Raw genomic sequence first — 25,849 nt, forward strand, 5'->3', positions numbered from 1 at the left:
CCCGCACGGCGGAGGCGGATCATCAGGCCGCAGGAGGTGAGGGGCAGGGGTGGCACGGGAGCGTGAGGGCATGACCACACTCACCCTGCCGCGCCCCACCCTGCGCCCAGCACTTCGCACCGTCACCATCGTCGCCTGCCTCCCCTACCTCGCCCTCAAAATCGCCTGGATCTCCGGCAGCCACCTCGGCATCCCCGAACACAGCGTCCTCCTTGAGCACCGCGCCTTCATGGCTGCGGCCAACGGCGGCACCGTGCTCATGGACGCCTGCGTCATCGCGCTCGCGCTGCTCCTGACCCGCCCCTGGGGCCTGCGCATGAAGGCCTGGGTGCTCGCGCTGCCGATGTGGTTCGCCACCGGCCTGCTCGCGCCGATCATGACCGGATACCCGCTCCAGCTCCTGGTGCACGCGCTCGGTGGCACCGTCAACAATCCCGCCGACACCGGCCGCGCCCCCATCCTCGACGACTGGGTCTTCGGCATCGTCTACGGCGGCTTCATCATCCAGGGCCTCACCCTCGGCACCCTGTTCGCGCTGTACGCCCGCGACCGCTGGGGCCACCTGTGGCGCGGCCGGACCGGCGAGCTGCCGGACAGCCCCACCCGGCCCGCACAGCGCGCGGCCGCCGTCGCCGTCGCGGTGCTCTCGCTGCTGCCCGCCGGGATGCACCTGCTGTGGGCCACAGGGTCGACGGCGGGCCTCAGCCGGTCCCTGGCCAAGCAGCGCACCAGCGACGAGTACGCGCTGGAGGCGGTGTTCACCGTGTTCGTCGTCCTGGGGGTGGCGGGCGTCCTGATGCTCGCCTTCGGGCTCGGCAGGTCGCTGCCCCTGCGGGTGCCGCTGGCGCTCGCGTGGCTGGGTTCCGGCGCCACCGCCTGCTGGGGCGGCTGGCTCGCGCTCGCCTCGCTCGGCAGCACGGGCGACCCCGGGGATCTGCCCACCTCGCTGATGCACCTCACCTACGCTGTGCAGATGATCATCGGGATGCTGGCCGTCACCGTCGGCGCCTACTTCTTCGCCGAGCGCTCCCGGCAGCCGGACCGTACGCCGTGATGCGGGCGCTGTTCGGGGTGCGGGCGCGGCACCGCTGGGTCCATCTGGTCCTGGGCGGGGCCCTGTTGATGCCGTACTTCCTGGTGGGTTCCGTCATCGTCGGTTCCTTCACGCACGGCACCAGTGCCTTCGCCTCGTTCCCGCTCGCGCTCGCCTCCTTCGCCGTCGCGCTGCCGTTCGCCGCCGTCTCCGGGCTCGTGCCGATCGCCCGGCCGCTCCTGGTGTTCGGCGTGCGGGCGCTGTGCGAGGTCGATCCGGCGGCGCTGGCCGACGGGCCCGCACGCTCCCGGGACGCGCGGCTGCGCGCCGCCACCTGGTACACGCTGCACGTCGCGACGGGCGGGATCCTGAGCGGGATGAGCCTGGCGCTGCCGCCGTTCACGGTGTTCCTCATCGTGTTTCCCCTCCTTCCGGACCTGCGCGGGACCCCGTACAGCACCTCGGGCCCCCTCACGACCGGCTGGGGCACCGCCCTCGCCCCGGTCGCCGGGATCGCGATGCTGCTCGGTCTGGCGGCGTGTTCGGCGGCGGCCGGCGCGCTGCTCGCCCGGCTCGCGCCGGTGCTGCTCGGGCCGACGCCCGCCGACCGGCTCGCCGTCGCCGAGCAGCGCGCCGCGGAACTGGCCGTGCGCAACCGGCTCGCGCGCGAGCTGCACGACTCGATCGGCCACGCTTTGAGCGCGGTCACCCTCCAGGCGAGCGCGGCCCGCCGCGTCCTGGACTCCGACCCCGGGTTCGTCCGCGACGCGCTCGCCGCGATCGAGGAGACCACCCGGCGCACGGTGGACGAACTCGACTCCGTACTGGGCGTGTTGCGCCAGGACGACGACGCCGGCGACCTCGCGACCCCGGACCTGGCCGCCCTGGCGGGCCTGCTGTCCCGTACCGGTCTGGAGGTGGCGTACACGCTGGAAGGCGATCCGGCCGCCGTGCCTGGGCTTGTCTCGCGCGAGGCGTACCGCATAGTCCAGGAGGGACTGAGCAACGCCCTTCGCCACGGCGGGAGTTCACCCGTGACACTGCACGTCGCCATCCGTGGCGGAGAGTTGGAGATGGTGATGGAGAACCCCCTGTCCGATACGGCGCCCGTGGTGCGGCCGGGCGGCGGCCGAGGGCTGCGCGGCATCGCCGAGCGGGCCCGGCTGCTCGGCGGCCGGGCCGAGTCGGGCCCGCAGGACGGCGTGTGGCGGCTCAGCGCGCGCTTCCCGCTGGACGGTGGCCGATGAGCACCGCGATCCGGGTGGTGGTCGCCGACGACGAGCGGATGGTGCGCACGGCGCTGCGGGTGATCCTCGACGCCGAGCCCGGCCTGGAGGTGGTCGGCGAGGCCGCCACCGGCGCGGAGGCCGTCTCGGTCGTCCGCGACAGACTCCCCGACGTCGTCCTGATGGACGTCCGGATGCCCGAGATCGACGGCATCCGCGCCACCGAGCAGATCCTGGCCACCATGGCGGCGCCGCCACGGATCGTGGTGGTCACGACCTTCGAGAACGACAGTTACGTGTACGACGCGCTGCGCGCGGGCGCCGCCGGGTTCCTGCTCAAGCGGGCCGCGGCCGAGGAGCTGATCCAGGCGGTCCGCCTGGTCGCCCGCAGCGATTCGCTCCTCTTCCCGGCGAAGGTCCGCGACCTCGCCGCCCGGCACTCACCGGCCCGCCCAGCCGCCCCGGCCTGGGCGGCCCGGCTCACCGAGCGCGAGGCGGAGGTACTGCGGCTGATGACGACGGGCCTCACCAACGCGGAGATCGCGGGCCGCCTGTACGTCGGCCCGGCCACGGTGAAGACCCATGTCGCCTCGGTCCTGGCCAAGACGGGCACCCGCGACCGCACCCAGGCGGTGATCGCGGCGTACGAGTCGGGCTTCGTACGGCCGCGCTGAGCGCTCCGCGGGAAGTGGCGTTCGTCGGCTGCGGGCCGGTCGTGGCTGATCGCGCAGTTCCCCGCGCCCCTTCAGGGCGCGGTACCGCACCTGACTTCCACAAGACCGCTGCCCGATGAATGTTTCCTGAGAAACCGGGGCAACCGGAACTTCACGCTCCCGGCCGGCCGTCTTGCGTACGGGATGAACAAGACAATCAGGCACGCCTCGGTCTTCTGTCTGCTGATGGTGCTCGCCCTCCTCGGACGAGCCACCTATGTGCAGTTCTACAAAGGCCAGGCCCTCGCGGACGACAAGCTGAACCGGCGGAACACCATCGCGGAGTACTCGCAGCCGCTCGGGGACATCATCGTGGCCGGCTCGCCGGTCACCGGCTCGGAGAGGAAGAACAGCGGCGATCTCGCATATCAGCGCAGCTACAAGGACGGGCCGATGTACGCGCCCGTCACCGGCTTCGCCTCCCAGGTGTACGGATCGACCCAGCTGGAGGGGATCTACTCCAAGGTCCTCGACGGCAGCGACCCGCGCACGCAGAACCCCTTCGACGCGATCACGCTGCAGCGCGCGGCCGGCGGCGACGTCCTGACCACCATCGACCCGGCCGTACAGAAAGCCGGGTACCAGGCGCTCGGCGGCAAGGTGGGCGCTGCGGTCGCGATGGACCCGAAGACCGGCCGCATCCTCGGCATGGTGTCCACCCCGTCGTACGACCCGTCGAAGATCGCGGGTTCCTCGTCGGCGGACGGCGACGCGTGGAAGCAGTTGTCCGAGGACAAGAGCCAGCCGATGCTCAACCGGGCGCTGCGCCAGCCGCTGGCGCCGGGGTCCACCTTCAAGCTGGTGGTGGCGTCGGCGGCGCTGGAGAACGGGCTCTACTCCTCGATCGACGACAAGACCGCGAGCCCCAACCCGTACCGGATGCCGGGCACGACGACCGATCTGCGCAACGAGTCGGCGTCCGCGCCCTGTGAGAACGCCTCGATCCGCACGGCGCTCGAATACTCCTGCAACAACGTCTTCGGCAAGATGGCCGTGGACCTGGGCCAGGACAAGGTGCGGGCGATGGCCGAGAAGTTCGGCTTCAACGACGCCGCGCTGGACGTTCCCGTACGTGCCGCGGCGAGTGTGTATCCGAAGAACATGAACTCGTCGTCGACGGCCCTTTCGGGCATCGGCCAGTTCGATGTGACCGCGACGCCGATGCAGATGGCCATGGTGTCGGCCGCCATCGCCAACGACGGTGTGCTGTCGTCGCCGCACATGGTCTCGAAGGTCACCGACTCCAAGGGCACCACGCTCCAGTCGTACCGGGACTCCGAAGGCAAGAGGATCCTGTCTTCCAGGACGGCGCAGCAGATGTACAGCGCGATGGTCTCGGTGGTCACCGACGGCACCGCGTCCAACGCGAAGACGGACGGCCTGGAGGTCGGCGCCAAGACCGGCACGGCGCAGCACGGCGTGGACAACTCCAAGACGCCGTACGCCTGGTTCACCTCGTTCGCCAAGGACCCGAAGACCGGCAAGGAGGTCGCGGTGGCCGTGGTCGTCCAGGACTCCGACGCCGCGCGCTCCGAGGTCAGCGGCAACGGCCTGGCGGGCCCGGTCGCCCAGGCGATGATGAAGGCCGCGCTGGCTTCGCAGTGAGAGACGTGCCGTTGAGGCCCGGTCCGGGGCGCGCGGAGACGGCGGGCGCCCCGGACCGGAGCTGGATCAGGGCAGGAAGTACATCGGGTTCGGGATCTTGTACGTCTTGTCGGCGTAGCCGCCCGAGAGGTCGGTGTACTGGTCGCCGAGGTTGGCGACGATGTTGTAGCCGAGCGACTCGATGTGCTTGCGGGTGCCCGACTTGTAGTCGACCGTCGAACAGGTCCAGGTGGGCTTTCCGCAGCTCAGGTAGGCCGGCGGGTTGGCCTTGTCCTTGAGGAAGAAGTGCGCGGCGTCGAGCGGTACGTGGTAGCCCGCCTTGCTGAGGTTGGCGGCGCTGGCGTCCCGCTGGGTGGCGTCGCGGCCGGTGAGGAAGAAGACCGTGACACCGTTCTTGGCCGCGTAGTCGACCAGGTCCGGCATGCCGAAGACGGCTATCGACTGCGCACGCTGCACATAGGCGTTGAAGGCGGCCGCGTTGTAGGCGAAGCCGTTCTTCTTCTCGAAGTCGTACGTCAGCAGCGTGGTGTCGTCGACGTCGAGCACGATGGCGGGCTTGCGGCCGTCCCGCCCGGGGTGCTCGGCGGCGTGCTTGATCTGCCGCTTGGCACGGGCCTCGATCTCCGCGACCTGCTTGGCGTAGTTACTCGTGGGCGAGGCCTGGTAGTTCCCGGCGGCGTCCGCCGTACCGCCGTAGTACGCGTTGATCTTGTCTTCGACCTTGGTGATGTTGGGGATCTCGCGGTCCGACTTCGGCGCCGCGTTGTCGGCGGTGGCCGCGCCGACTCCGTAGAAGGCGACACCGGTGACGGCGAGCGCAGCGGCGGCGGCTGCGGTTTTGGTGAAAGTGCGCATGATCGCTTGTCTACGCGCATCACACGCGCCCCGCCAGGGGAAACGCCAAAAACGTTGCCGCACTGTGTCCTGCCGCGACGTGGCCGAAGTGCCCGGTCGGCGCCCTTGACTAGGAAGCGGGCGCGCGCACAAGTAGGGAATCCGCCCGATCCGCGGCGGCCTGCCTATTGGCCACATTTGACGCCGTGAAACATGCGAGGAAGTGGGCGATCGCGCGGGTTCTCCGCGACCGGAACGCCGGGCTCTTCCTGACCGGTGTGGTCGTCTCGGGCTTCGGCTCGTCCGCGATGTGGCTGACGTCCGGCATCTGGGTCAAGTCGCTTACCGGCTCGGACAGTCTGGCGGCGCTGACGGTGTGCGCGATGTGGCTGCCGACGCTGGCCGGTCCGGCGCTCGGCACGGTCGCGGACCGGGTGCGCCGCCGCCCCCTCCTGGTGACGGCCAACCTGACGATGGCCGCCCTGCTCCCACTGCTCCTCGCCGCCAACTCCCGCGACCGGATCTGGCTCCTGTTCGCCGTGCTGGTGCTGTACGGAGTGAACGGCGTGGTCCAGGACGCGGCCGAGGCGGCCCTGGTGGCGACGGCCCTGGACGAGGATCTGCTCGGCGACTTCAACGGGCTGCGGATGACGGCCAACGAGGGCATGAAACTGCTCGCCCCGCTCGCGGGCGCCGGTCTGTACGCCCGCTGCGGCGGCCCGGCGGTGGCCCTGCTCGACGCGACCACCTTCGTCCTGGCAGGCGGGGTCTTCGCGCTGATCCGGGTGCGCGAGGAGCGCCCGTCCCGCACGCGGTCCGCGAGCTGGACAGCCGAAACGGCGGAAGGCATCCACCACTTGTGGCACTCACCGGCCCTGCGCCCGCTCGTGCTGGCTGGAGCCGCCACGATGTTCCTGGCGAGCCTGGGCAGTTCGGCGCTGTACGCGGTGGTCGACAAGGGGCTCGGCCACGCACCCGGATTCATCGGGGTGCTGTACGCCGTGCAGGGGGCGGGGTCGGTGAGCATCGGGCTGCTCGCCGGTCCGCTGCTGCGGCGGCTGCCCGCCAGGGTGTTCGGGGCGGCGGGCACCGGGGTGTTCGCGGTCGCGGTGTGCCTGCGCGCGCTGCCCTCCGACGGGTTGGCGCTCGCATGCGCCTTCTCGGTGGGGGCAGGGCTGCCGTGCGTGCTGATCGCAACGCTGACGTCGGTGCAGCGGGCGACGCCGTCGGCGCTGCTCGGCCGCACCACGGCAACGGCGAACACCCTGCTGTTCGCCCCGAACGCGGTGGCGCTGGCGCTGGGTTCGGGATTGGTGGCGGTGGCGGACTACCGGGTGACACTGCCGGTGGTGGGGGCGGCGGGTCTGGTGGTGGCGGGGTGGTTGGTTCTTTCCCCTGCTCGTCCGGCGGTTTCAGCGGACCTCAGCCAAAAATCAAGCCCCTCCGGCGCTTGAGGAGCGGGGTCTGGGGCAGAGCCCCCCACGCGGCGGTAGCCGCAAAGTGTCACAGCGGGAAGGGGCGGGTAGGGGAATTCGCGCCGCAGGCCCCCTCATCCCACCACCCCCGACCTCCGCACCGCCTCAAGGTCGGCATCCGACGCCAACCCCGCGTGGTAGAGCCGGAGTTCCGTCGCTCCGAGCGACACCGCCCGCGCCGCATCCTCCGCCAGCACCCCCGGCCGACCCCCCATCCCCGACACCACCGTGAAGTTCGCGGCCAGTACCGCCCTCCGAGCGCCATTCGCGGCGAAGGGTTCCAGCAGCCCCGCCCCACCCGTGCAGGGCACGACCACCCCATCGGCCACGCCGAGGATGTGCGCGGGGTCCACTCCCGTGTTGGGCCCGCAGTGGTGGGCCGCCGGGTCTGCGTGCAGCAGCACCCGGAACCCTGCGCGAGCCCGCCCCCGTACCGCCGCGACGGCCGATTCCTGGAGGGTCCGGGCGGTGCGTGCGCGGAACTCCAGGGTGGCCGCGAGCAGTTCGGCGCCGGACGCGCCCACCGGCCCGCCCCGCCACACCGGCTCCAGCGCCCCCCTCACCCGTTCCATCAACTCCTGGGAGTCCAGGCCGACTTCGGCGTACCCCTCCCCGCACGAACCACAGAAACACAGCGACATCAAGTACTGCGCGGTGTCGTCGAGCGCCACGCCCGCGATCTTGTCGTGGGCGTGCAGATGCGCGAGGCCGTACCAGCCGCAGGACTCCAATTCCGTACCGGACGCGCCGGGGCGGACCGCCGCTTCGGCCGCCAGCGCGACGAGGTAGGAGCGGACCCGGGGCTGGGCGATGCACGGCGCCCAGGGGTAGCGGTCGCCGTACGCGTTGACGACCGAGGTCGCGGGGTGTTCCGCGCCGAGCCGGGAGTTGTGTGCGAGCACCACCCAGGAGTGGATATCGAGACCGGCCGCCGCCAGGGCCTCGGCGGCCCGGCCGAACGCGTCGCCCGGCGCCCAGGAACCGGCCGGGTACGGCCTCAACTCCCGTCCCTGCCAGAGCTGTTCACCCGGCGGATACAGCACGGCGGCGTACTCGGCCGTGACGATGCGGTGGCTCGGATGGCGCGGCGTCAGGGCCCGGGTCGAGTGATAGGCGGAGGCGAGGGTCACCTGGCGGACGCCGAGGTCCGCGATGCGGGCCGGGGCTTCGGGATCGCCGAGGACGTCCCAGGGGTAGAGGAACGCGGAGCTCCTCACGCGCCCGTCCCGGGCTCGTCCGGGCCGAGCAGCGCCCGGCCCCGTTCGATCAGCGCGGCCAGCTGCTTGACGTGTCCGGCGGCCGGCGCGCTCAGCGGCGGCCGGACCTCGCCGACCTCCAGACCGCCGAGCCGTACACCCGCCTTGACCAGCGAGACGGCGTATCCCCTGCCCTGGTTGCGCAGCTCCACGAGCGGCACGAAGAACCCGTCGAGGAGGCGGTTGGCGGTGGCGTCGTCGCCCGATTCGAGGGCCTGGTGGAAGGCCAGCGCGATGTCGGGCGCGAAGCAGAACACGGCGGAGGAGTAGCGGGTGATGCCGATGCCGCGGTAGGCGAGGCCGGTGAGTTCGGCGGTGGGCAGCCCGTTGAAGTACAGCGGGTCGAGTCCCGCCGCGCGTACGGTGCTGACGATGCGCTGCATCAGGTCGAGGTCGCCGTGGCCGTCCTTGAAGCCGATGATGCCGTCGGCCCGGGCGAGCGCGACGGCGGTCTCGGGGGTCAGGATCGCGTTGTCGCGCTGGTAGACGATGACGTCGAGCCGGGTCGCCGCAGCCAGTTCGGTGTAGTGGCTCAGCAGGCCCGCCTGGTCGGCGACGACAAGGTAGGGCGGCATCGCGAGCAGCCCGTCGGCGCCGGCCTCCTCGGCGAGCCGGGCGTAGTGGACGGCGAGGGCGGTGCCGTATCCGGCGCCGGCGACCACCGGGACGCGGCCCGCCGCCTCCTCGACGGCCGCGCCGACGCAGGCGCGGAACTCCTGCGGGGTCAGGGCGTGGAACTCCCCGGTGCCGCAGCAGGCGAACACGGCGGCCGCGCCGGCCTCGATCCCGTTCCTCACGTGCACACGGAAGGTGTCCAGGTCGAGGGAGCCGTCCGGCCCGTACGCGGTCACGGGGAAGAACAGCGGTCCGCTGACGTGAGTGAGACGGGCGGCGAGCGGGGCTGAGGTCACGGGCTGCTCCCTGAACAAGGCCGTTGTGCACAATTATGACTGCCGTCTATATTTCTGAACTCCGCCACGCTAAGCCGTCGCAATAGCGGCGGTCAAGACGAACAACCCCGACGCGCAGGCGAATTCGATGCCTGCGCGCGCCACTTGACGGGGTTCGGCCGCACTCCCTAGCGTTTCCACGCATGTGAACCATGTCCATGGATGCATCAGGGCATTGACCGACCTGGCCTGGAGCTCCCTGGACCGCCCCCGCGCACCGAGGAGAGCCCATGCCCGCCCCCCGCACCGTCCTGCTGACCGGCGCCGCCGGCGGACTCGGCACCCTGATGCGCGGGCTGCTCCCGGCGTACGGATACGAGCTGCGGCTCCTGGACCTGCTGCCCGTCCCCGGCGAGCCGGACGCAATCACCGCCGACCTCGCCGACAAGGACGCGCTGCGCGAGGCCGTCCGCGGCGTGGACGCGGTCCTGCACCTCGCGGGCATCTCCCTCGAAGCCTCCTTCGACAAGATCGTCCGGGCCAACATCGAAGGCACGTACAACCTCTACGAGGCCGCGCGCGCGGAAGGCGTACGGCGGATCGTCTTCGCCTCCTCCAACCACGCGGTCGGCTTCACACCCCGCCCGCAGGGCGCGGACCCGCTGATTCCGGTTGCCACCTCGCACCGCCCCGACACCTTCTACGGCCTGTCCAAGGCCTTCGGCGAGGACCTCGCGCAGCTCTACTGGGACAAGCACGGCCTGGAAACCGTCTCCGTACGCATCGGCTCCTGCTTCCTGGAGCCCACATCCGTACGGATGCTGTCGATCTGGCTGAGCCCCGGCGACGGGGCCCGGCTCTTCCACGCCGCGCTCACGGCCGAGCGGGTCGGGCACACCGTGGTGTACGGCTCCTCCGCCAACACCCGCCTGTGGTGGGACCTTTCACCGGCGCGGGCGCTCGGATACGAGCCGCTGGACGACTCCGAGCAGTACGCCGGGAAGCTCCTCGCGGAACAGGGCGAGCTCGACCCCGACAACCCGGGGCACGCGTACCTCGGCGGCCAGTTCACCACCGACCACCCGCCGATGTGGCCGCATTGAAACCGCCTGGTGGGGCGCGGAACTGTCGCCGCCGCCGTCTCCGTTGGAGAGCCCGTCGCGTGCCCGCTGACGGAACCCTGACGACATTGGACCGAGGTTCAAGGAACCGCAAAGCGGCGCCGCTCGTTCCCGGGGCATGACCGCAATGACCCCCGGCTCGAATCTTCCGCTCCCGACCGGCCGCGTGACGGTGGAGGTCGCCGCTCCCGTGCGGCTCGACGTCTCGGGCCTGCTGCTCACCGCCGACGGCAAGGTCCGCTCGGACGACGACTTCATCTTCTACAACCAGCCGCAGGGCCCCGGTGTCACCCACCGCTCCGGCGGCGGCACCCCGCCCGACGCGATTGTCGTGGACACCGCCGCCGTGCCGCCCGGCATCGAGAAGATCGTGGTCACCGCGAGCCCGGACGCGGCGGGCCAGACCTTCCAGGGCATCGAACCCACGGCCACCCTGCGCAACGCCGACGACGGCAGCGTGATCGCCACGTTCACCCCGCCCCAACTGGGCGCCGAGACAGCCCTGGTGGTCATGGAGATCTATCTGCGCGGCGGCGCGTGGAAGGCCCGCGCGGTCGGCCAGGGGTACGCCAACGGACTCGCCGGGATCGCCACGGACTTCGGCGTCACGGTCGAGGAGCAGCCCGCGGCGCCGGTCGCCATACCCCCGCAACCCACGGCACCGGCCGCCGCGCCTCCGATGCCGTCCGCTCCCCCGGCCGACCCGCGCCTGGCCGCACCCGCCCCGCCGACGCCCGCGGTCCCGCCCGCGCCCACGCCTGTGGGTAGCGGAAAGGTCAACCTGGACAAGGGCCGGGTCAGCCTCCGGAAGAACGAGACGGTGTCGCTGGTCAAGGCCGGCCGCCCGCTGCTCACCCAGGTCAAGATGGGCCTGGGCTGGGAGCCCGCGTACGGCGGCCGGGACATCGACCTGGACGCGTCGGTGATCGCCTACGGCCCGGAGCGCAACCACCTGGACAGCTGCTACTTCGGCAAGCTTTCCATCCTGAACGGCGCGATCAAGCACTCCGGCGACAACCTGACGGGCGAGGGCGCGGGCGACGACGAGGTGATCGTGGTCGACCTCGGCCGCATCCCCGCCGAGGCCACCGGCCTGGTCTTCACGGTCAACTCCTTCTCCGGCCAGAAGTTCACCGAGGTCGCCAAGGCCTACTGCCGCCTGATCGACGCGGCGAGCGGCGAGGAACTGGTCCGCTTCGACCTGACGGGCGCGGAGCCGCAGACCGGCGTCCTGATGGCCAAGTTGGTCAGGCAGTTCTCCGGAGAGTGGGAAATGACCGCCCTGGGCACCTTCGCGAAGTCCCGCACGGTCCGAGGCATGGTCAAGCCCGGGGCGGAGGCGCTGTAGGTTTTCGCCGGTCGGAGGGCTGACGCCGGTCACGGACCCATGCTGCCGCCTTGAACCGTCACGCCGACTGCCCGGCATCGGGCGGTCGGGCCCGCAATACGGATATTGCCGGTTTCCATTAGTAACCATCAGATTCGCGTAGTGGGCGGTAGGCGTTTGCCGCCCCGATTTCCCAACGGTTTCCCCGTCGGTCACTGGCCAGCTGGAGCAGAGTCTGACCCCGGCCGCCACCACGGGAACGGCGGCAGCCGGGGCGCCACGTCAGGTCTTCGGCGCGATGACGAAACCCTCGCTGAGGCCTCAGGGGCGGACCGGCCTTCCCGGTGCTAAGGCCCCGTCCTGGCCGCGGTCCTGCCAGGGAGTTGTTCGGCCGGGACGGGAGTCAGCGGGACTGGCTGTGGCAAGCGCAGTCGGAGTTGAGGGTCTGGATCGGCGATTCCGCGGGCCGTTCGCGGATGACCTGCGGGCCGTCGCATCGCCAGTGGGCGTCGAGTCGGCACTCCGCCGAGGTGTACCCCGTGCGGACTGCTGGTCGGTCGTTGCTCACGCCCATGGGAACGCCACCACTGTCACGGGCCGCCGCGTCAGGTCGTACAGGGGCTTGATGCCACGGTCCTCGGCGCACCGCCGGTGCGCGAAAACGGGCCTCGGGGAACCGCTGGTTGTCGCGGCCAGACGTACACAGCAATCGGCACCCGGATTCGGGCAATACGCGCACTCGGGGTCCGGAAGGTTGGGTTCGTGGCTGGTCATATCGTTCCCCGCACGTCGTTGTCAGCTGGTGTGAAAACCAGCGTCAGCGCGGCGGGCATGAAGAAGGGGCAGGAATCCTGCCCCTCGTCCACGTGTTCGCTCAGGCTGCCAGCAGGCCCACCTTCACTGCGAGTTCGGAAGCCCTGCGGCGCCGGTCCGGGCTCTTCGCCTCGGTCTCCTCCAGGATGATCCGGCGCGCGTACCCGTTGTAGCGGATCGTCTCCGGGGCGGCTTCGTGGGCTTTGTCGAGGGTAGCGAGCGCAACCTCGGGCTGGTTGTCGAGCTGGTAGCCGCGAGCCTCCTCGATCCGATGGCGGGCCAGACGCGGCCGGGAGGGGATGGCGGTGGCGTCCGATTTCACCGACTGCCGCACCGATTCCCCGCCGGCTCGCAGTTCGACGGCGACGGTGACGGCGTGGGCACCCATGATGGCCCGCGAGAAGCTGGTGATGGGGTGGTAGTAGGTGGCTGGGAGCTTCCTGGCGGCCTTGTCTGCCTTGTCCCACCATCCCCAAGCAACGCCGTTCTCCCCGCGCCGTGCAGCCGTGTATCCGGCTTCGAACTGGAGGGCTCCGCAGATCGCGAGAACCTTGTCGGGCGCGTCGGGGAGGAACGGTTCGAGGTAACGGAGGGCTTCGGTGGTTACGGCGTCGGCGACATCGAAGTGCCCCGGCCCGCTGTCGCGGTGGGCTTGGGCGGTAAGCCAGGCGGCGACGCCGATGGCGTGCGGGTCTTCGCTCTCATGGGCCGCGACCATGCCGCGTTCGGCGACGCGCCATAGGAGGCTGCTGTCGGGCTGGTAGGCGACGAAGAACTGCGACAGGGAGTACACCTCGGACAGCGCGGCCTGAGCCGCCCTGCGGTCGGCTGCCGAGTCGGCTGCGCGGACCGCGAGCTGGGCGTCGATGATGAGGTCCGGCAGCAAGTCGCCCAGCACCTCACGGTGATTGGGGGCCGTGTGGCGTGCCGTCCATGCTCCGGACAGCCGGTGTCGCAGGTGGAGTGCCGACGGCACGGGCCGCTCCACGGACAGCGGGAACGCGTTGATCGCGTCGCGAACAGCGGGGAGCTTGGCGTGTCCCGGGCCGATGAACAAGTCGACGGCCAGGGACTGGTCGCCGGTGAGGTCGGCGAGGTCACGGACACGGAGAACCTCCGCGATACGGAGGATCATCGGCAGCTTCGGTACCTGGATCTGACCATTCTCAACTTGCTTCAGCCACGAGGGCGACATGCCGAGGAGGCCGGCGAGGACGGGGCGGCTCATGCCGCGGCGGTCGCGCAGGATTTGTACGCGTTGCCCGAAGGCGACGGGTTCGGCGAATGGGTCCGGGGTAGCATTGTTGCGCATTACGGCCTTGCCCCTTCCTTGCAGCTCGTCACTGTCAGGGTATGGGGTGAGGCCGTCGTTTTGTCAGGGGAACAGGGGGAGTTCGGCCATCGCGGCGGCACCATTGCCGGGGCCCGGCGCCATTCTTGATCCATGCCCGCCACACCTGCCGACCGCAGCCCCGCGCGCTCTGTCGCGGTGATCAACTCGGAGATCCAGCCGGGCGTTTCGGGAGCGGGCGGCGCTGTCGCCTGAGGACGTCAAGCTGTACCGCGAGCTGGTGCTGGAGAGGGATGCGCGACTGGGCAGAACCCGCCCCCAGCCGGGAACGGCGGCAGCCGGGCGCTACGTCAGGTCTTCGACACGATGACGAACCCTCGCTGAGGCCTCAGGGGCAGGCCAGCCTTCTCGGCTGCCTTCTCCCGTGCACGCAGTTCAGCGGCGAGGCGCGCATAGCGGGGGTCGATCCACTCTCGTTCCATCGGCCCTCCTCTCTCCGGGCGGCAGCATAGCTACTCCCCGGGGCTCTTCGGCATCGGTCCAGGCGTGGGGTTCGGCTGAGGCAGGGAGTCAGTGGGTCGTGGCGCGGCAGGCGGGATCGCCTTTGAGGTGGCGCCAGTTGTCCGGGCGGGCTCCGCTCGTTGAGGCGTGGGCGTCGGCTTGGCCGACCTTGATGGCGACGCCTTCAATGGGCCTGTCGCAGTACAGGCAGATCTTGATGCCGCTCATGGCTGTCATGAGGCCTGCTCCGTCCTGGGGCCGGTTTGGACGGGTACGAGGAGGAGGAGGTGGGCGATGCGTTCGGCGCAGCTGGCTTCGTGGCCGCGTTCGCCGATTTCGTAGCCGAACGAGGTGACGTAGAGGTCTCCGTCCGTGGCAATGTCCTCGGTGAGCATTTCGTGGAGGGGGCTGGCCGCTTGCAGGTGGGGTTCCGTGTCGTCGACGTCGACGTGGAGTCCGCGTTTCCGCAGGTGGCCTGCGAGTTTCTGCAGGTCGCTGTCCATGCAGAGACGATCTCAACGCGGGAGGCTGGGCGGGATATGACACCCTATGACACGGAGTTGATCATGCGGGCGGTGGCGATTACGGGGACCCGGACGACCGGACACCGCACCCTGGACGATTACGCCAACCTGTTCACGGCGTACCTCCAACCCTTCGCCGATGACGCGCACTTCTACATCGGCGGCGCCCAGGGCATCGACTCCCTCACCCTGCTCTGGCTGGCCGAGAACACCGACGCCGACATCACCATCGTCACTCCGGGCACAGTCGACCAGCAGCCTGACGAGGCGCGTCAGGCCATCACCCGCACGCGAGACCGCATCGAGGACATCGTGGAGCTGCGCGCAGCAGAACTCCACACGCCCGCCTACCACGCCCGGAACCGGTGGATGGTCGACCACGCGTCCATGACCATCGGCTTCCCGCACGCCACGGAGCCGTCGACCGGGACGTGGCAGACGATCAACTACACGGCGGAGCAGGGGAAACCGCGCCTGATCGTGCCCGTGTAGACGCGATTTGCGCCACCATGGCGACATGGGCGACAGAGCGGCCGGTGCGGCAATCCTCAAAGCGTTGCGTCGGCGCCGTGGCCTGTCGCTCGCCGAGCCGCCCGCGCCCTGATCGCGATCGCCGGACAGCTGGGGCAGCCTCGCAGTTCGCTGCCGTCCGTCGCCGGTCTGCAACGGTCCGTCGCACGCTGGGAGGCTGCGAAACCGGCCTGCCCCGACGCCCGCCACCAACTCCTCCTCGCCCACCTCTACGGCCGCACTCCAGCAGGAGCGATCGCGCTCGGCGCGGGCTCGGACTTCGCCGAGCTGATCGACGCGCTCACTCATCTCGGCGAAGGCGCAGCCCAGTTGGCCGAGCTGCGGTCGATGCTGGTGCGGACAGCGACGGATCAGGGCGGCGGCATGCTTGCCCTGCTGTCGACTGGCGTCCAGGCCGGGCTGGCAGCGGCGATGGCCGACCCGTCGCGCGCTGACCAAGAACTCGTGTCGGGCCTGTCGTCGGTCGTCACCGACGTCAACGCCCAGGTCGGCAGCCTGGCGTTCGTGCGCCTCCAGTTGATGCTCGCTCCCGCCCTGGAGGCCTGCCGCCAGCTGATCGCCGGGCCCGTTCCAGAGCCCGTCCTCCCGCAGCTGCGTGGCATCGCGGTGGCAGCGCACACGCTGGCCGGGCGTCTGGCGTTCGAGACCCGGGACGATGTCGCCTCCCGCGGCCTGTACGCCGTCGCGACCCGCGAAGCCGGGCTGCTGCCGGATCCGTGGCGGCGGGCCACCGTCCACATGAGTCACGCCCTGACGACACTGTACTCGACGCAAGGCCTCGACGGCGCCCGGACGTTGGTGGAAGCGGCTGTGCGGGATGCCCGCAATGGGGCCAGTGTCGTCGTGCGGGCCAGGGCTCATGCGTTGCACGCGGAGATCGCGGCTCGTGCGGGCGAAGAGCGGCAGGCTCAGGCGGCGTTGGGGCTGGCCTGGTAGACATGGAGCGCGACCATGACGGCGACCCGTCCGCGTCGAGCTTCACCGCTGGGCATCTGCGGGGGTTCGAGGGGGTCTGCGAGCTGTACGTCGGAGACGCGGGGCTTGCGCACGACCGGTTCGCTGCTGCGGCCGGCGCTCTGGTGGCGCCGCGGGAGCAGGTGCAGCGGGCGATCACCGCAACAGATCAGGCGCTGGCCCGGATCCGCATGGACGACCCGCGGTCGGCGGCCGACCTACTGCACGAGTGTGCGCTGGCGGCTGCGACGACAGGTGGTCGGGTACCGGCGATCCGTTTGCGGCGAGCCCGTCAGGAGCTGCGGCCGTGGCGGCGGGAGGACTGGGTGGCGGACCTTGATGACCACCTGATGGATGTCCTCGGATCCTGACGCTCTCCGAGCCGTTGCCGGCGGCCTTTGATGCGCGCGCCGGTGTGGTCGTCGTCCGGTCTCGGCATACTGGTCTCCGTTCCTTACTCGTCATATGGAACGGTACTCGCGCGGGCCTGGCGCGTGGCCTGGTCCGCGCCTCCCCCGATTCCATCCGGTTCGGGGGCAGTTGCATGTGATCCACTGGCCTCATGACTTCACGGACGCTGTACTTGTTCTGTAGCGCGGCCCCGCCAGTCTTCAATGTCGCCCGGGTCATCGAGGAGGCCCAGGCCGACGGCTGGGATGTGTGCCTCGGGTTGACGCCGACCGCGGCCAACTGGCTGGAGGAGTCGCTCGGGGGCCTCGCCACTCTGACCGGACACCCGGTGCGCAGCGAGTACAAGCGGCCCGGGGAGCCGGACGTTTGGCCGCCCGCTGACGTGATCCTGTTCGCGCCGGCGACCTTCAACAGCATCAACGCGTGGGCGCTCGGGCTGACTTCGGCATTCGTCGTCGGGGTCGTCGCTGAGGGGATTGGCAAGCACATTCCGACGGTGGCGATGCCGTGCGTGAACGCGGCCTATGTGCAGCATCCGCAGTTCGAGCAATCCGTGGCGACGCTGCGCCGGGCTGGGGTGACAGTGTTGTACGGCGAAGGCGGGTTCGTACCGAACCAGCCTGGCGAGGGCCGTCCGGAGGGCTATCCGTGGCGGATTGCCCTGGATGCGGTGGGCACGACTGTCGGGTCCCGGCCCCGTTCTTGATCCATGTCCCGCACACCTGCCGATCGAGGTTCTGTGCGTTCTGCGTTCGCCGCAGGGAAGACCGGGTGGCCGCTCTGGACGACCCCCCTGTAGAAACCCCACAACCCCCGCAGGACAAATCGCTACCCCACCCCCATCCACGCGGAGCACCCCCCGCTGGCAGAGTCGGGGGCATGAGTGATCTTGGAGAAGTGCTTGTCACCGGGCTCGGTGCGATCACCCCGCTGGGGGCGGATGTGGCCACTACCTGGGCGGGGATGCTGGCCGGTAGGTCCGGTGTGGGGCTGATCGGGGAGGAGTGGGCGCTGGGGCTGCCGGTGCGGGTGGCCGCTGGGCTGCCCGTGGACCCGGTCTCGCTGCTCGATCGGGTCGAGGCGCGGAAGCTTGATCGGTGTGAACAACTCGCGATGATAGGCGCCCGCGAAGCCTGGCGGGACTCGGGTGCCCCCGAGGTGGCCCCGGAGCGGCTCGCCGTGGTGATCGGCACCGGCACCGGAGGCGTCCTGACCACGCTGGGCCAGGACGACACGTATGAGAAGAGCGGTGCCCGGCGGCTGTCCCCGTACGCCGTGCCGATGCTCATGCCGAACGGCCCCGCCGCCTGGGTGTCCATGGAGCTCGGCGCGCAGGGCGGGGCCCGGACTCCGGTCAGCGCGTGTGCGTCGGGGGCCGAGGCGATCGCGATGGGCCTGGACCTGATCCGCGCGGGGCGGGCCGACGTGGTGGTGGCCGGCGGCACCGAGGCCTGTCTGCATCCGTTCACGATCGCCGCGTTCGCGCAGATGAAGGCGCTGTCGACGCAGGACAAGGACCCGGAGTCGGTGTCCCGGCCGTTCGACGCCGACCGCAGCGGTTTCGTCATGGGCGAGGGCGCGGGTCTGCTCGTGCTGGAGCGGGCCGAGTTCGCGCGGGCGCGGCGGGCGCGGGTGTACGGGTCGGTGGCCGGTGCGGCCGTCACGTCCAGCGCGGACCACATCACGGCCTCCGACGTGGCCGGTCAGGTCCGGGCGATCGAATCGGCGCTGCGGGACGCCCGGTTGAGCCCCACGGACATCGGCGTGGTGCACGCGCACGCCACCTCCACGCCCTCGGGCGACCTCGCCGAGGCGGCGGCGGTGGCCCGGGCCATCGGTACCCACCCGGTGGTCACGGCCACCAAGTCGATGACCGGGCACATGCTGGGCGCCTCCGGCGCGGTGGGTGCGATCGCCGCGCTGCTCGCGCTGCGCGACGGCACCGTGCCCGCCACCCGCAACCTGGAGAACCTCGACCCGGCGGTCACGCTCGACGTGGCCGCGGGCCAGAGCCGTACGGGCTCCTGGGACGCGGCGCTCGCCAACTCCTTCGGGTTCGGCGGCCACAACGTGAGCCTGGTCCTGGCGAAGGCCTCCTCCTGAGACGCACTCAGGCCGCCGGCCCGATGCCTTCGAGCAGCAGCGTCAGATAGCGGCCCACGTCCTCGGTGCCGCCGTGCGAGAGTTCGGCGGCGGTGGCGAGGGCGTGGGTGAGGCGCAGGAGTTCGATGCGCTTGAGGTCGCGGCGGACCGCGCCCGCGTCCTGGGCGGCGGACAGCAGCCGGTCGGCGGCGGCCTTGAGGTGCTCGCTGCACGCCGACATGACCGCCGAACTGCCGTCCGTGACGGCCGCGCCGAGCAGCGCCTTGAGCCCCCGGATGCGGATCATCTGCTCGGCGAGCTCACGCAGCCACAGGCGGAGCGCCTCACCCGGATCGGGCCCCGCGCCCAACTCGTCGGCGCGGGCGGCGATTTCCTCGATGCTGTCGACGTAGACGCCTTCGAGCAGGGCCTGCCGGTTCGGGAAGTGCCGGTAGAGCGTGCCGGATCCGACGCCCGCCCGCTTGGCGATGTCGTCGAGCGAGGCCTGTTCACCGTGTTCCGCGAAGGCGATCGCGGCCTCTTTCAGGATGGCCTCGTAGTTGCGCCGGGCGTCCGCCCTCATCGGCTTGGCCGCAGCACCCGCTCCCATCTGCGCCATTCCTTTACTCCTTGCCAACCGGGGACTGTCTCCGTATCTTACCTGACATCAAGCGGAGACACTCCCCGGTTTGCGGGCGGTTCATGCTGCCCACAACCAACCGGGGTATTCCTACCGGGAGTTGAATATGCCGACCACGCCCGCCGCCCCTTCCACCGCACCCCCCGGCCAGGCGCCCGCCGGGGCGCGGCGGACCGGGCGCCCCGGCGCCGTACTCGCCGTCATCGTCACCGCCTACCTGATGGTCGGCGTCGACTCCACCGTCGTGAACGTCGCCCTGCCCGACATCCAGCGCGATCTGCACTTCGGCCCCGCCGCGCTGTCCTGGGTGCTCAACGCCTACACCCTCACCTTCGGCGGACTACTGCTGCTCGGCGGCCGGATCGGCGACATCGCGGGGCGCCGCCGCACCCTCACCGTCGGCGTCACCGTCTTCGCCCTCGCCTCCCTGCTCGGCGGAGTCGCGGGCGACAGCGGCTGGCTGCTCGCGGCCCGCGCGCTCCAGGGCGTCGGCTCGGCGCTCACCGCCCCCAGCACGCTCGCCCTGATCACCACCAACTTCGAGGAGGGCCCGCGCCGCAACCACGCCCTCTCGATCTACACCTCGGTCGCCTCCATCGGCGCGTCCCTCGGCCTGGTGCTCGGCGGCGCGCTCACGGCCTGGGCCTCCTGGCGCTGGGCCCTGCTGATCAATGTGCCGATCGGCGCCGCCGTGGCCCTCGCGCTGCCCCGCTTCGTCCGCGAGACCCCGCGCCGCGCGGGCCACTTCGACGCGGCCGGAGCGGTCACCGGCACCGCCGGAATGACCGCCCTCGTGTACGCCTTCGTACGCGTCGCCGAAAGCGGCTGGAGCGATACGCTCGCCCAACTCTCCTTCGCAGCGGCCGGGTTGCTCCTCGCGCTCTTCGTGTACGTCGAGTCGCGGGCCCGCCAGCCCATCGCCCCGCTGAGGCTCTTCGCCGACCGCAACCGCGCGGGTGCCTACCTCGACATCCTGCTGCTGCCCGCGGGGATGTTCGGCGCGTTCTTCTTCCTCACCCAGTACGTCCAACACGTGCTCGGCTACGGCCCGTTGGAGGCGGGGCTCTCCTTCCTGCCGCTCACCGTCGCGATGTTCACCGTGCTGCGGTTCGTGCCCGGACTGCTCCAGCGCCACGGCCCGAAGCCGGTGCTCGTCACCGGGATGACCCTGATCACCGTCGCCGCCCTCTGGCTCACCCGGCTCAGCCCCACCGGCTCGTACGCCACCGGGCTGCTCGGTCCGATGCTGGTGCTCGGGACCGGGGTGGGCCTGAGCTTCATGCCGCTCAACGCGACGATCCTGACCGGGGTCACCCCGGACCAGGCCGGTGCCGCGTCCGGACTGCTCCAGACCCTTCAGTGGCTGGGCGGCACGCTGGGCCTCTCGGTCCTGGTGACGGTCTCGGGCACAGCCACCCGGCACTCGGCCGGCAGCCCGGCGGAGCAGCTGACGCTGGGGGCGACGAGTGCGTTCGGCGTGGGGGCGGGGATAGCGCTCGCCGCGGTGCTGGTGGCCGCGGTGGTGATCCGGGGGCGGCGACGGTAGAGCCTGCGGCGCTATTTCCCCACCCCGCCCCTTCCCGAACTGGGGGCTCTGCCCCCAGACCCCCGCTCCTCAAACGCCGGAGGGGCTTGACTCTGCCGGGCAGCGCTATCCCTGCGCCCAGGGCCAGCGTGCGTCCCGGCCCGCCTCCAGCAGGGGGATCATGCGGAACGCCGCGTCCGTCAGGCCCGCGAAGACGTGCCGGTTCGCGGCGCCCGACGGGCCGTGGCCGACCCGGTGGCCGGCCAGGTTCCAGGTGTAGACGGGCACCTCGGCCGGAACCAGCGCGGTCGGGTCGCCGCCGTACGACGTCTGTTCGTCCGTCACGATCAGCACCCGGTCGTGGCCCCGGTAGTGCCCCCGCACCGCCTCGGCGGTGTTCGTGCCGCCCAGATCGCCGAAGCGGCCCAGGATCTTCAGGACGGACTCCCCCGCCCGGTACTTCACCGGCGCGCTGCCCGTGCCGAACTCCACGAGGTCCGCGTCGGCGGCCCGCAGCGCCAGCGCCGTACCGAAGATCGCGGCGGCGTCCGCCCGGTTGAGCTGGGAACGCTCCGACAGCGGCGACCACATCGAGCCCGAACGGTCCACCAGGACCAGCGTCCGGCCACCGAGCGCGGGCACGTTGGCCAGCGAGTGGCCGAGCGCCTGCTCCAGCGGGTACGCCCAGCGCAGCGACGGCGCGTGGCGGTACGCGGCGAGGTAGCGGAAGGGGAACTGCCGTGATGCCGCGACGACTTCGGGGTCGGAGATCCTCGCGGCCACCTCCGCCGCCACCTCGTCCGAGACACCCGCCTCGTCGAAGTTGCGGAGGTTGCGCAGCAGCGCCATCGCGCCCATCGACGGGATGACCGCCTCCCACGCCGCCCTGTCCATCGGCCCCTGCAGCCAGCCCGCGAGCGCCTCCCAGGTCAGACCCGCCGCGGCGAGCCGCTCCGCGCCGTCGGGGGCGAGGACGACGGCCCGGCGCTCCGCGACGGGCAGTGCCATCAGCGCCCGGTGGGCTGTCAGCACCCGGTCCCCGGCCGGCGGCACCGCGGTGTCGGGGTTGTGCCGACGGTCGAGCGCGTACCGGAACAGTTCGCCCTGCCACGGCTTGGCCGGGTCGGGCGCGGCGTGCACCAGGTTGAGGATGTCGCCGAAGCGGTAGCCCTTCGACGGGGTGTCGTACTTGAGCAGCGACTTCCCGCTGTAGAGGCGGCGTACGGCATCGGCGATGCCCCGCTTCACGGGCTTGGGGACGGCGCGGCCGTACGTCGACGTCCAGTATCCGAGCAGTTCGCCCGGCTCGTCGGGGCGCAGCAGCACCGAGGCGACGACCTGCCGGTTGGCCGGGCCGTCCGAAGTGCCCGCGTCCAGACGTGCCTTGACGTACTCGGCGGCGCCGACGATCGAGGCGGTACGCAGTCCGCCCTCCCCGCGCAGCCAGCCGAGCAGTCCGGCGGTCCACTCCGGATCCTCGACGGCCAGTTTGCGCACCAGCGCCGCGAACCGGTCGTCGCGCGCCGCGCCGGTCTCGTAAAAGGTCTGCTGGGCAACGAAGTTGGCGACGGCAAGGACGAAGAGTTCCGACTTGGCGTCCCGCAGCCGGCCCGCGCCGCCCTCGTGCGTGCGGGCGGTGCGGCCGGTGGACGCCACCGGCGAAGTGGTGTGCGCGCGGGTGGCGCGCAGGTTGAACCGAGCCATGGTGAATGGCCTCCCGAGATCGAATTCGGCGACGGCGGATTTCATGCGAAGAAGTAGCCGCGGCCTGCGCACCGGGAGGTGCACAAACGGATGAAGTGTGGTGTCCGGAGAACTGGGCGGCGGAACCGACGTGTTGGTGCTCTGCCACTGAGCTACACCGGTACGAGCACCGGCGGCGGGATTCGAACCCGCGACCTCCCCATTAACAGTGGAAGTAGGTCCTGCCTGCGCACCTGGACAAGAACGACCTTAGGCGGACGGCCTGACGGCGCGCCAAGTATTTTCGGCGCGGGGTCAGGGCAGGCAAAAGGCCGCCCGGAGGCAACAGCCTCCGGGCGGCCTGGAAACGCAGGCGTGGAATTCAGCCGCGCGATTCAGGGCACGCGGGAATCAGGCTGCTTCAGCCGCGGACATTCACGCGCGCGAGCGGGCCTTGAAGGCCGCCTTGCGGGCCTCCTTGGCCGTGGCCTTGTCCGGGTGCAGCCGCCCCATCGCCTCCAGGACGTCCGCGGTCGCGGGGTGCGCCACCCGCCAGGCCGCGTCGAAGAACCCGCTGTGCTGGCCGACCAGGCCCTCCACGAGCTCCTGGAGTTCCTCCAGATCGCCCTCCACCGCGAGCTGTGCGGCGATCGTGTCGATGGCCAGCCAGAAGATCATCTCCTCGGACGGCGGCGGCACGTCCGGGGCGCCGCGCTCGGCGAGCCAGACCCGGGCGAGGCCGCCCAGCTCGGGGTCGGGCAGCACCTCGCGGACGGCGGGTTCGGCCAAGGCACCGGTCAGAGCGAGGGCCTGCTGGCAGTGCAGCCGGCGCAGCGGTCCGCCCGCGTCGCCGCCCCGGGCCGCGGCGAGCAACTCCCCTGCCGCTTCGGCCGGTTCGCGGCGGGCCAGCCACTGCTCGGTCTCGGCGCGGGCGGCGAGCTCGGGGAAGTAGGCGATGCCGTCGAGCAGCGCGTCCGCGCCCTTGTCGGCCAGGTCGCCGACGGCCGGAGCGTCCACGCCCGCCTCCAGCATCCGGGCGCGCACGCCGTAGAGGCCGAGCGGGGTCAGCCGGACCATTCCGTACCGGGAGACGTCCTCGTCCTCGACCGGTGGCGCGGGCTCGTCGCCCTCCTCGGCCATCAGGGCCTCGTCCACGGGCTCGTACTCGACCAGACCGATCGGCTCAAGCAGCCGGAACTGGTCGTCGAGCCGCATCATCGCGTCGGAGACCTGCTCCAGGATGTCGTCCGTGGGCTCGCCCATGTCGTCGGGGACGATCATCGAGGCGGCGAGCGCGGGCAGCGGCACGGGCCCTTCGGGGGTGCCCGACTCGGTCATGCTCAGGACGTACAGATTGCCCAGGACGCCCTCCAGGAAGTCGGCCTCCTCCTCCGGGTTCCACTCCAGGCGCTCGAAGTCGATCTCGCCGTCCTCGCCGACCAGGTCGGCGAAGTCGTCGATGACCGGAGCGGTGGCGTCCGCGAAGACCACGTCGAAGGCGTCGAGCCAGATGGCGAGGACGTCCTGCGGCGATCCGGAGGTGAGCACGGCGAGGTTCTCGCCGGCGGAGGCGGTGCCTTCGCCGTCTGCGTCCTCTGCGTCCCCTTCACCCGGTCCCCCGGCGTCCTCGATCTCGACCAGGCCGGTGTCGACCGCGACCCGCCAGGCCTCGCTCGCGTAGGCCGGACCGTCCTGGTCGTCGCCGAGGCCGAGCTCGGCGGCGGCCGCGGGCAGCTGCTCCTCGACGAGTTCGCCGCCGGCCCCGACCCGCGTTTCGGGCCCGGCCCAGCGGGCGAGCCGTACGGCGCGGGCGAGCAGCGGGGCGGACAGTGCGTCCCGTGCCAGCTCCGCCTCGGAGTTCAGCCGTACCGGCGGCAGGATGGGGCGGTCTCCGGACATCTGGGGGTACTCCTCGGCCGTACGGTCTGGGCGCTCTGGTCGCGCTGGGTCAGCGATGGTTGAGCGGAACCCAGCGTAGACGCTGTGGGCGGGGTCGCGTCGCGCCCGGTTCCGCGCACCCGTCGCCCGCTCGCGCGCCGGGGTGCGCCCGGCACGGGGCGCCCCCGGTGGTTCACCCATCCGTCGGGCTCCGTCCACCGGCACATCGTGACAACTCCCGTGCGCAGAGCAGAGATGACCACGACCCGCAGATCATCCGCTTGCGCCCGTAGCGGCTACCGGTCGGCCGGGGTGAGGCTCAGCGCCGGAACGTAACGCGCCAGCCGGCTGGTCTTCAGCCCCTCATAGGTGCGCACCCGGTTCCACTGGGGCGTCGGCGAGCCGATGCCCGCGCCGGGTGCGGCCAGGGCGTCGATGTGGGCCCGCTCGCTCTCCCACAGGGCGTAGTTGAGGACGCGGGTGCCGTCCACGCTGGTGTGGAAGTGGGCGGCGATCCCGCCCTGGGGAGGCGTCGGGTCGCTGTCCAGGGCCTCGAAGACGGTGTCCACCCAGGCCCGCTGCCGCTCGGGGTCCGGCCCTTCGAACTCCACGTCCACCACGACGACACAGCCCGGCACCCGCCTCTCGCCCTCGGTCCGCATCCCGCTGCGGTGGAGCTCGTACGAGGTGAGCCCCTCCCGCACGATGCCGGGCACGGCCGCGTCGATCTCGGCGACCCGCTCGTCCCGGGAGCCGCGGAGCAGAAAGTCCTGGTAGACCCGCTCGTCCGTCCACTGCGAGTAGTGCAGCAGGCTGCTGCCGTCGGTGCCGGTGTGGACGCTGTAGGAGAGCAGTCCGGCAGCCGGCCAGTCCCGGGCGCCCCACGCCCTGGCGATGGCCTCGACGGCGGCCTGCTGCAGCTCGGGGGTGCCGACCCGCCAGGTACTGATCTTCACCACGCCGGAGGCCGAACGGGCCGGGTCGGGAAGGGAGTTGAACTGCACGCGGGTGGACGTGGCCGTCATGGCGGGCTCCTCGGTATGCGGTGCGCTGCTTGCGATGACCACATCCTCAGACGTCAAGCCCGCTTGAGGTCAAGCGCTCCCGGCGCCCCGGATCGCGGCGACCGCCCGGCCGAGCAGCGAGCGCAGCAACTCCCGTTCCTGGACGGTGAATTCACCGGCGATGCGGCGCTCGATGGCGACCGCCCGCTCGTCGGCGGCGGCCAGCGCCGTGCGGCCCGGGCCGGTGAGCCGGGTCTCCAGGACGTTGCGGTGCCAGGGGTGCGGGGTGCGCTCGACCAGGCAGCGCTCTTCTAGGTTCTTCAGTACGACGTTCATGGCCTGCGGGGTGACCAGGCAGGACCGGGCCAGCGCGGCCGCCGAGATGCCGGGCGCGCCGGACAGCGCGAAGAGCGCGGCGTACTGCGGCACGGTGAGCCCGGCCACCTTGACCGCCGCGCTCTTCGCGGCGATCAGCTCCTGCTCGGCGCGCTTGATGTCGAGGAGCGCCGGTCGGCGACGCCGAACGCCGCGT

25 protein-coding genes are annotated in these 25,849 nt (G+C 71.2%); 13 read left to right on the forward strand and 12 right to left on the reverse strand.

Annotated elements, in window-relative coordinates:
• Positions 1-70 precede the first annotated feature (70 nt).
• The 4 genes from ACIBK6_RS07015 to ACIBK6_RS07030 all read left to right on the forward strand — a co-directional run bounded on the left by ACIBK6_RS07015 (position 71) and on the right by ACIBK6_RS07030 (position 4,577).
• Positions 71-1,054: a hypothetical protein gene (locus ACIBK6_RS07015; RefSeq protein ID WP_399049471.1), complete on the forward strand. Its 984-nt coding sequence runs from the start codon at positions 71-73 to the stop codon at positions 1,052-1,054.
• Positions 1,054-2,280 carry a sensor histidine kinase gene (locus ACIBK6_RS07020; protein ID WP_399049473.1) on the forward strand — a complete coding sequence of 409 codons (1,227 nt, stop codon included), beginning with the start codon at positions 1,054-1,056 and terminating at the stop codon, positions 2,278-2,280. Before ACIBK6_RS07015 ends, ACIBK6_RS07020 begins: the two co-directional genes overlap by 1 nt.
• The gene (locus tag ACIBK6_RS07025; protein WP_399049475.1) at positions 2,277-2,933 is read left to right on the forward strand and encodes a response regulator; all 657 of its coding nucleotides are present in this window, start codon (positions 2,277-2,279) and stop codon (positions 2,931-2,933) included. Before ACIBK6_RS07020 ends, ACIBK6_RS07025 begins: the two co-directional genes overlap by 4 nt.
• 183 nt (positions 2,934-3,116) lie before the next feature.
• Positions 3,117-4,577: a peptidoglycan D,D-transpeptidase FtsI family protein gene (locus tag ACIBK6_RS07030; protein WP_399049477.1), complete on the forward strand. Its 1,461-nt coding sequence runs from the start codon at positions 3,117-3,119 to the stop codon at positions 4,575-4,577.
• Positions 4,578-4,643: 66 nt separating this feature from the next.
• Here ACIBK6_RS07030 and ACIBK6_RS07035 read toward each other — a convergent pair whose 3' ends face one another.
• Complete coding sequence (locus ACIBK6_RS07035) at positions 4,644-5,432, reverse strand: HAD family acid phosphatase (RefSeq protein ID WP_399049480.1); 789 nt, start codon at positions 5,430-5,432, stop codon at positions 4,644-4,646.
• Between the two features lie 185 nt (positions 5,433-5,617).
• Between ACIBK6_RS07035 and ACIBK6_RS07040 the strand changes: the two genes are divergently transcribed.
• Positions 5,618-6,865: an MFS transporter gene (locus tag ACIBK6_RS07040; protein WP_399049482.1), complete on the forward strand. Its 1,248-nt coding sequence runs from the start codon at positions 5,618-5,620 to the stop codon at positions 6,863-6,865.
• A 95-nt stretch (positions 6,866-6,960) separates the two neighbouring features.
• Here ACIBK6_RS07040 and ACIBK6_RS07045 read toward each other — a convergent pair whose 3' ends face one another.
• Together ACIBK6_RS07045 and ACIBK6_RS07050 are read right to left on the reverse strand one after the other, a co-directional pair.
• Entirely contained in the window at positions 6,961-8,103 is a 1,143-nt protein-coding gene (locus ACIBK6_RS07045) for a hypothetical protein (protein ID WP_399049483.1), read from the reverse strand.
• Positions 8,100-9,053 (reverse strand): 5-dehydro-4-deoxyglucarate dehydratase, encoded by a 954-nt coding sequence (locus ACIBK6_RS07050; RefSeq protein WP_399049485.1) that lies wholly within the window; start codon positions 9,051-9,053, stop codon positions 8,100-8,102. Before ACIBK6_RS07050 ends, ACIBK6_RS07045 begins: the two co-directional genes overlap by 4 nt.
• A 269-nt stretch (positions 9,054-9,322) precedes the next feature.
• Between ACIBK6_RS07050 and ACIBK6_RS07055 the strand changes: the two genes are divergently transcribed.
• Positions 9,323-10,135, forward strand: a complete 813-nt coding sequence (locus tag ACIBK6_RS07055) for an NAD-dependent epimerase/dehydratase family protein (RefSeq protein WP_399049487.1) — start codon at positions 9,323-9,325, stop codon at positions 10,133-10,135.
• A gap of 136 nt (positions 10,136-10,271) precedes the next feature.
• The gene (locus ACIBK6_RS07060; protein ID WP_399049489.1) at positions 10,272-11,501 is read left to right on the forward strand and encodes a TerD family protein; all 1,230 of its coding nucleotides are present in this window, start codon (positions 10,272-10,274) and stop codon (positions 11,499-11,501) included.
• An 853-nt stretch (positions 11,502-12,354) separates the two neighbouring features.
• On the opposite strand, the gene ACIBK6_RS07065 is transcribed toward ACIBK6_RS07060, so the two are convergent.
• From ACIBK6_RS07065 to ACIBK6_RS07080, 4 genes are all read right to left on the reverse strand, one after another.
• The gene (locus ACIBK6_RS07065) at positions 12,355-13,605 is read right to left on the reverse strand and encodes a helix-turn-helix domain-containing protein (protein WP_399049491.1); all 1,251 of its coding nucleotides are present in this window, start codon (positions 13,603-13,605) and stop codon (positions 12,355-12,357) included.
• 329 nt (positions 13,606-13,934) lie between these two features.
• Positions 13,935-14,066, reverse strand: coding sequence for a hypothetical protein (locus tag ACIBK6_RS07070; RefSeq protein WP_399049493.1), 132 nt, complete (start codon positions 14,064-14,066; stop codon positions 13,935-13,937).
• 88 nt (positions 14,067-14,154) lie between these two features.
• Entirely contained in the window at positions 14,155-14,322 is a 168-nt protein-coding gene (locus tag ACIBK6_RS07075) for a hypothetical protein (RefSeq protein WP_399049495.1), read from the reverse strand.
• The gene (locus tag ACIBK6_RS07080; RefSeq protein ID WP_399049497.1) at positions 14,319-14,588 is read right to left on the reverse strand and encodes a hypothetical protein; all 270 of its coding nucleotides are present in this window, start codon (positions 14,586-14,588) and stop codon (positions 14,319-14,321) included. The genes ACIBK6_RS07075 and ACIBK6_RS07080 overlap by 4 nt, the downstream gene beginning before the upstream one ends.
• A 36-nt stretch (positions 14,589-14,624) precedes the next feature.
• On the opposite strand from ACIBK6_RS07080, the gene ACIBK6_RS07085 reads away from it, so the two are divergent.
• The 5 genes from ACIBK6_RS07085 to ACIBK6_RS07105 all read left to right on the forward strand — a co-directional run bounded on the left by ACIBK6_RS07085 (position 14,625) and on the right by ACIBK6_RS07105 (position 18,608).
• Positions 14,625-15,101: a hypothetical protein gene (locus ACIBK6_RS07085; protein ID WP_399049499.1), complete on the forward strand. Its 477-nt coding sequence runs from the start codon at positions 14,625-14,627 to the stop codon at positions 15,099-15,101.
• Between the two features lie 348 nt (positions 15,102-15,449).
• Entirely contained in the window at positions 15,450-16,076 is a 627-nt protein-coding gene (locus ACIBK6_RS07090; RefSeq protein WP_399049501.1) for a hypothetical protein, read from the forward strand.
• A gap of 2 nt (positions 16,077-16,078) precedes the next feature.
• Positions 16,079-16,465 carry a hypothetical protein gene (locus ACIBK6_RS07095; protein ID WP_399049503.1) on the forward strand — a complete coding sequence of 129 codons (387 nt, stop codon included), beginning with the start codon at positions 16,079-16,081 and terminating at the stop codon, positions 16,463-16,465.
• A 191-nt stretch (positions 16,466-16,656) separates the two neighbouring features.
• A complete protein-coding gene (locus ACIBK6_RS07100; RefSeq protein WP_399049505.1) occupies positions 16,657-17,211 on the forward strand; it encodes a flavoprotein in 555 nt (184 codons plus the stop codon).
• A gap of 173 nt (positions 17,212-17,384) precedes the next feature.
• Entirely contained in the window at positions 17,385-18,608 is a 1,224-nt protein-coding gene (locus ACIBK6_RS07105) for a beta-ketoacyl-[acyl-carrier-protein] synthase family protein (protein ID WP_399049506.1), read from the forward strand.
• 7 nt (positions 18,609-18,615) lie between these two features.
• On the opposite strand, the gene ACIBK6_RS07110 is transcribed toward ACIBK6_RS07105, so the two are convergent.
• The gene (locus ACIBK6_RS07110; RefSeq protein WP_399049508.1) at positions 18,616-19,206 is read right to left on the reverse strand and encodes a TetR/AcrR family transcriptional regulator; all 591 of its coding nucleotides are present in this window, start codon (positions 19,204-19,206) and stop codon (positions 18,616-18,618) included.
• Positions 19,207-19,333: 127 nt separating this feature from the next.
• On the opposite strand from ACIBK6_RS07110, the gene ACIBK6_RS07115 reads away from it, so the two are divergent.
• Positions 19,334-20,773 (forward strand): MFS transporter, encoded by a 1,440-nt coding sequence (locus ACIBK6_RS07115; RefSeq protein WP_399049510.1) that lies wholly within the window; start codon positions 19,334-19,336, stop codon positions 20,771-20,773.
• Positions 20,774-20,878: 105 nt separating this feature from the next.
• Here ACIBK6_RS07115 and ACIBK6_RS07120 read toward each other — a convergent pair whose 3' ends face one another.
• The 4 genes from ACIBK6_RS07120 to ACIBK6_RS07135 all read right to left on the reverse strand — a co-directional run bounded on the left by ACIBK6_RS07120 (position 20,879) and on the right by ACIBK6_RS07135 (position 25,746).
• Positions 20,879-22,456 carry a TROVE domain-containing protein gene (locus ACIBK6_RS07120; protein ID WP_399049512.1) on the reverse strand — a complete coding sequence of 526 codons (1,578 nt, stop codon included), beginning with the start codon at positions 22,454-22,456 and terminating at the stop codon, positions 20,879-20,881.
• A 414-nt stretch (positions 22,457-22,870) separates the two neighbouring features.
• A complete protein-coding gene (locus ACIBK6_RS07125; RefSeq protein ID WP_399049513.1) occupies positions 22,871-24,334 on the reverse strand; it encodes a hypothetical protein in 1,464 nt (487 codons plus the stop codon).
• A 275-nt stretch (positions 24,335-24,609) separates the two neighbouring features.
• Positions 24,610-25,338, reverse strand: coding sequence for an antibiotic biosynthesis monooxygenase (locus ACIBK6_RS07130; RefSeq protein WP_399049514.1), 729 nt, complete (start codon positions 25,336-25,338; stop codon positions 24,610-24,612).
• A gap of 69 nt (positions 25,339-25,407) precedes the next feature.
• On the reverse strand, positions 25,408-25,746 hold the full coding sequence (locus tag ACIBK6_RS07135; protein WP_399049516.1) for a MarR family winged helix-turn-helix transcriptional regulator: 339 nt from the start codon (positions 25,744-25,746) through the stop codon (positions 25,408-25,410).
• Positions 25,747-25,849: the final 103 nt, after the last annotated feature.

It is taken from the genome of Streptomyces sp. NPDC050485 (assembly GCF_044458185.1).
Classification (GTDB): Bacteria; Actinomycetota; Actinomycetes; order Streptomycetales; family Streptomycetaceae; genus Streptomyces.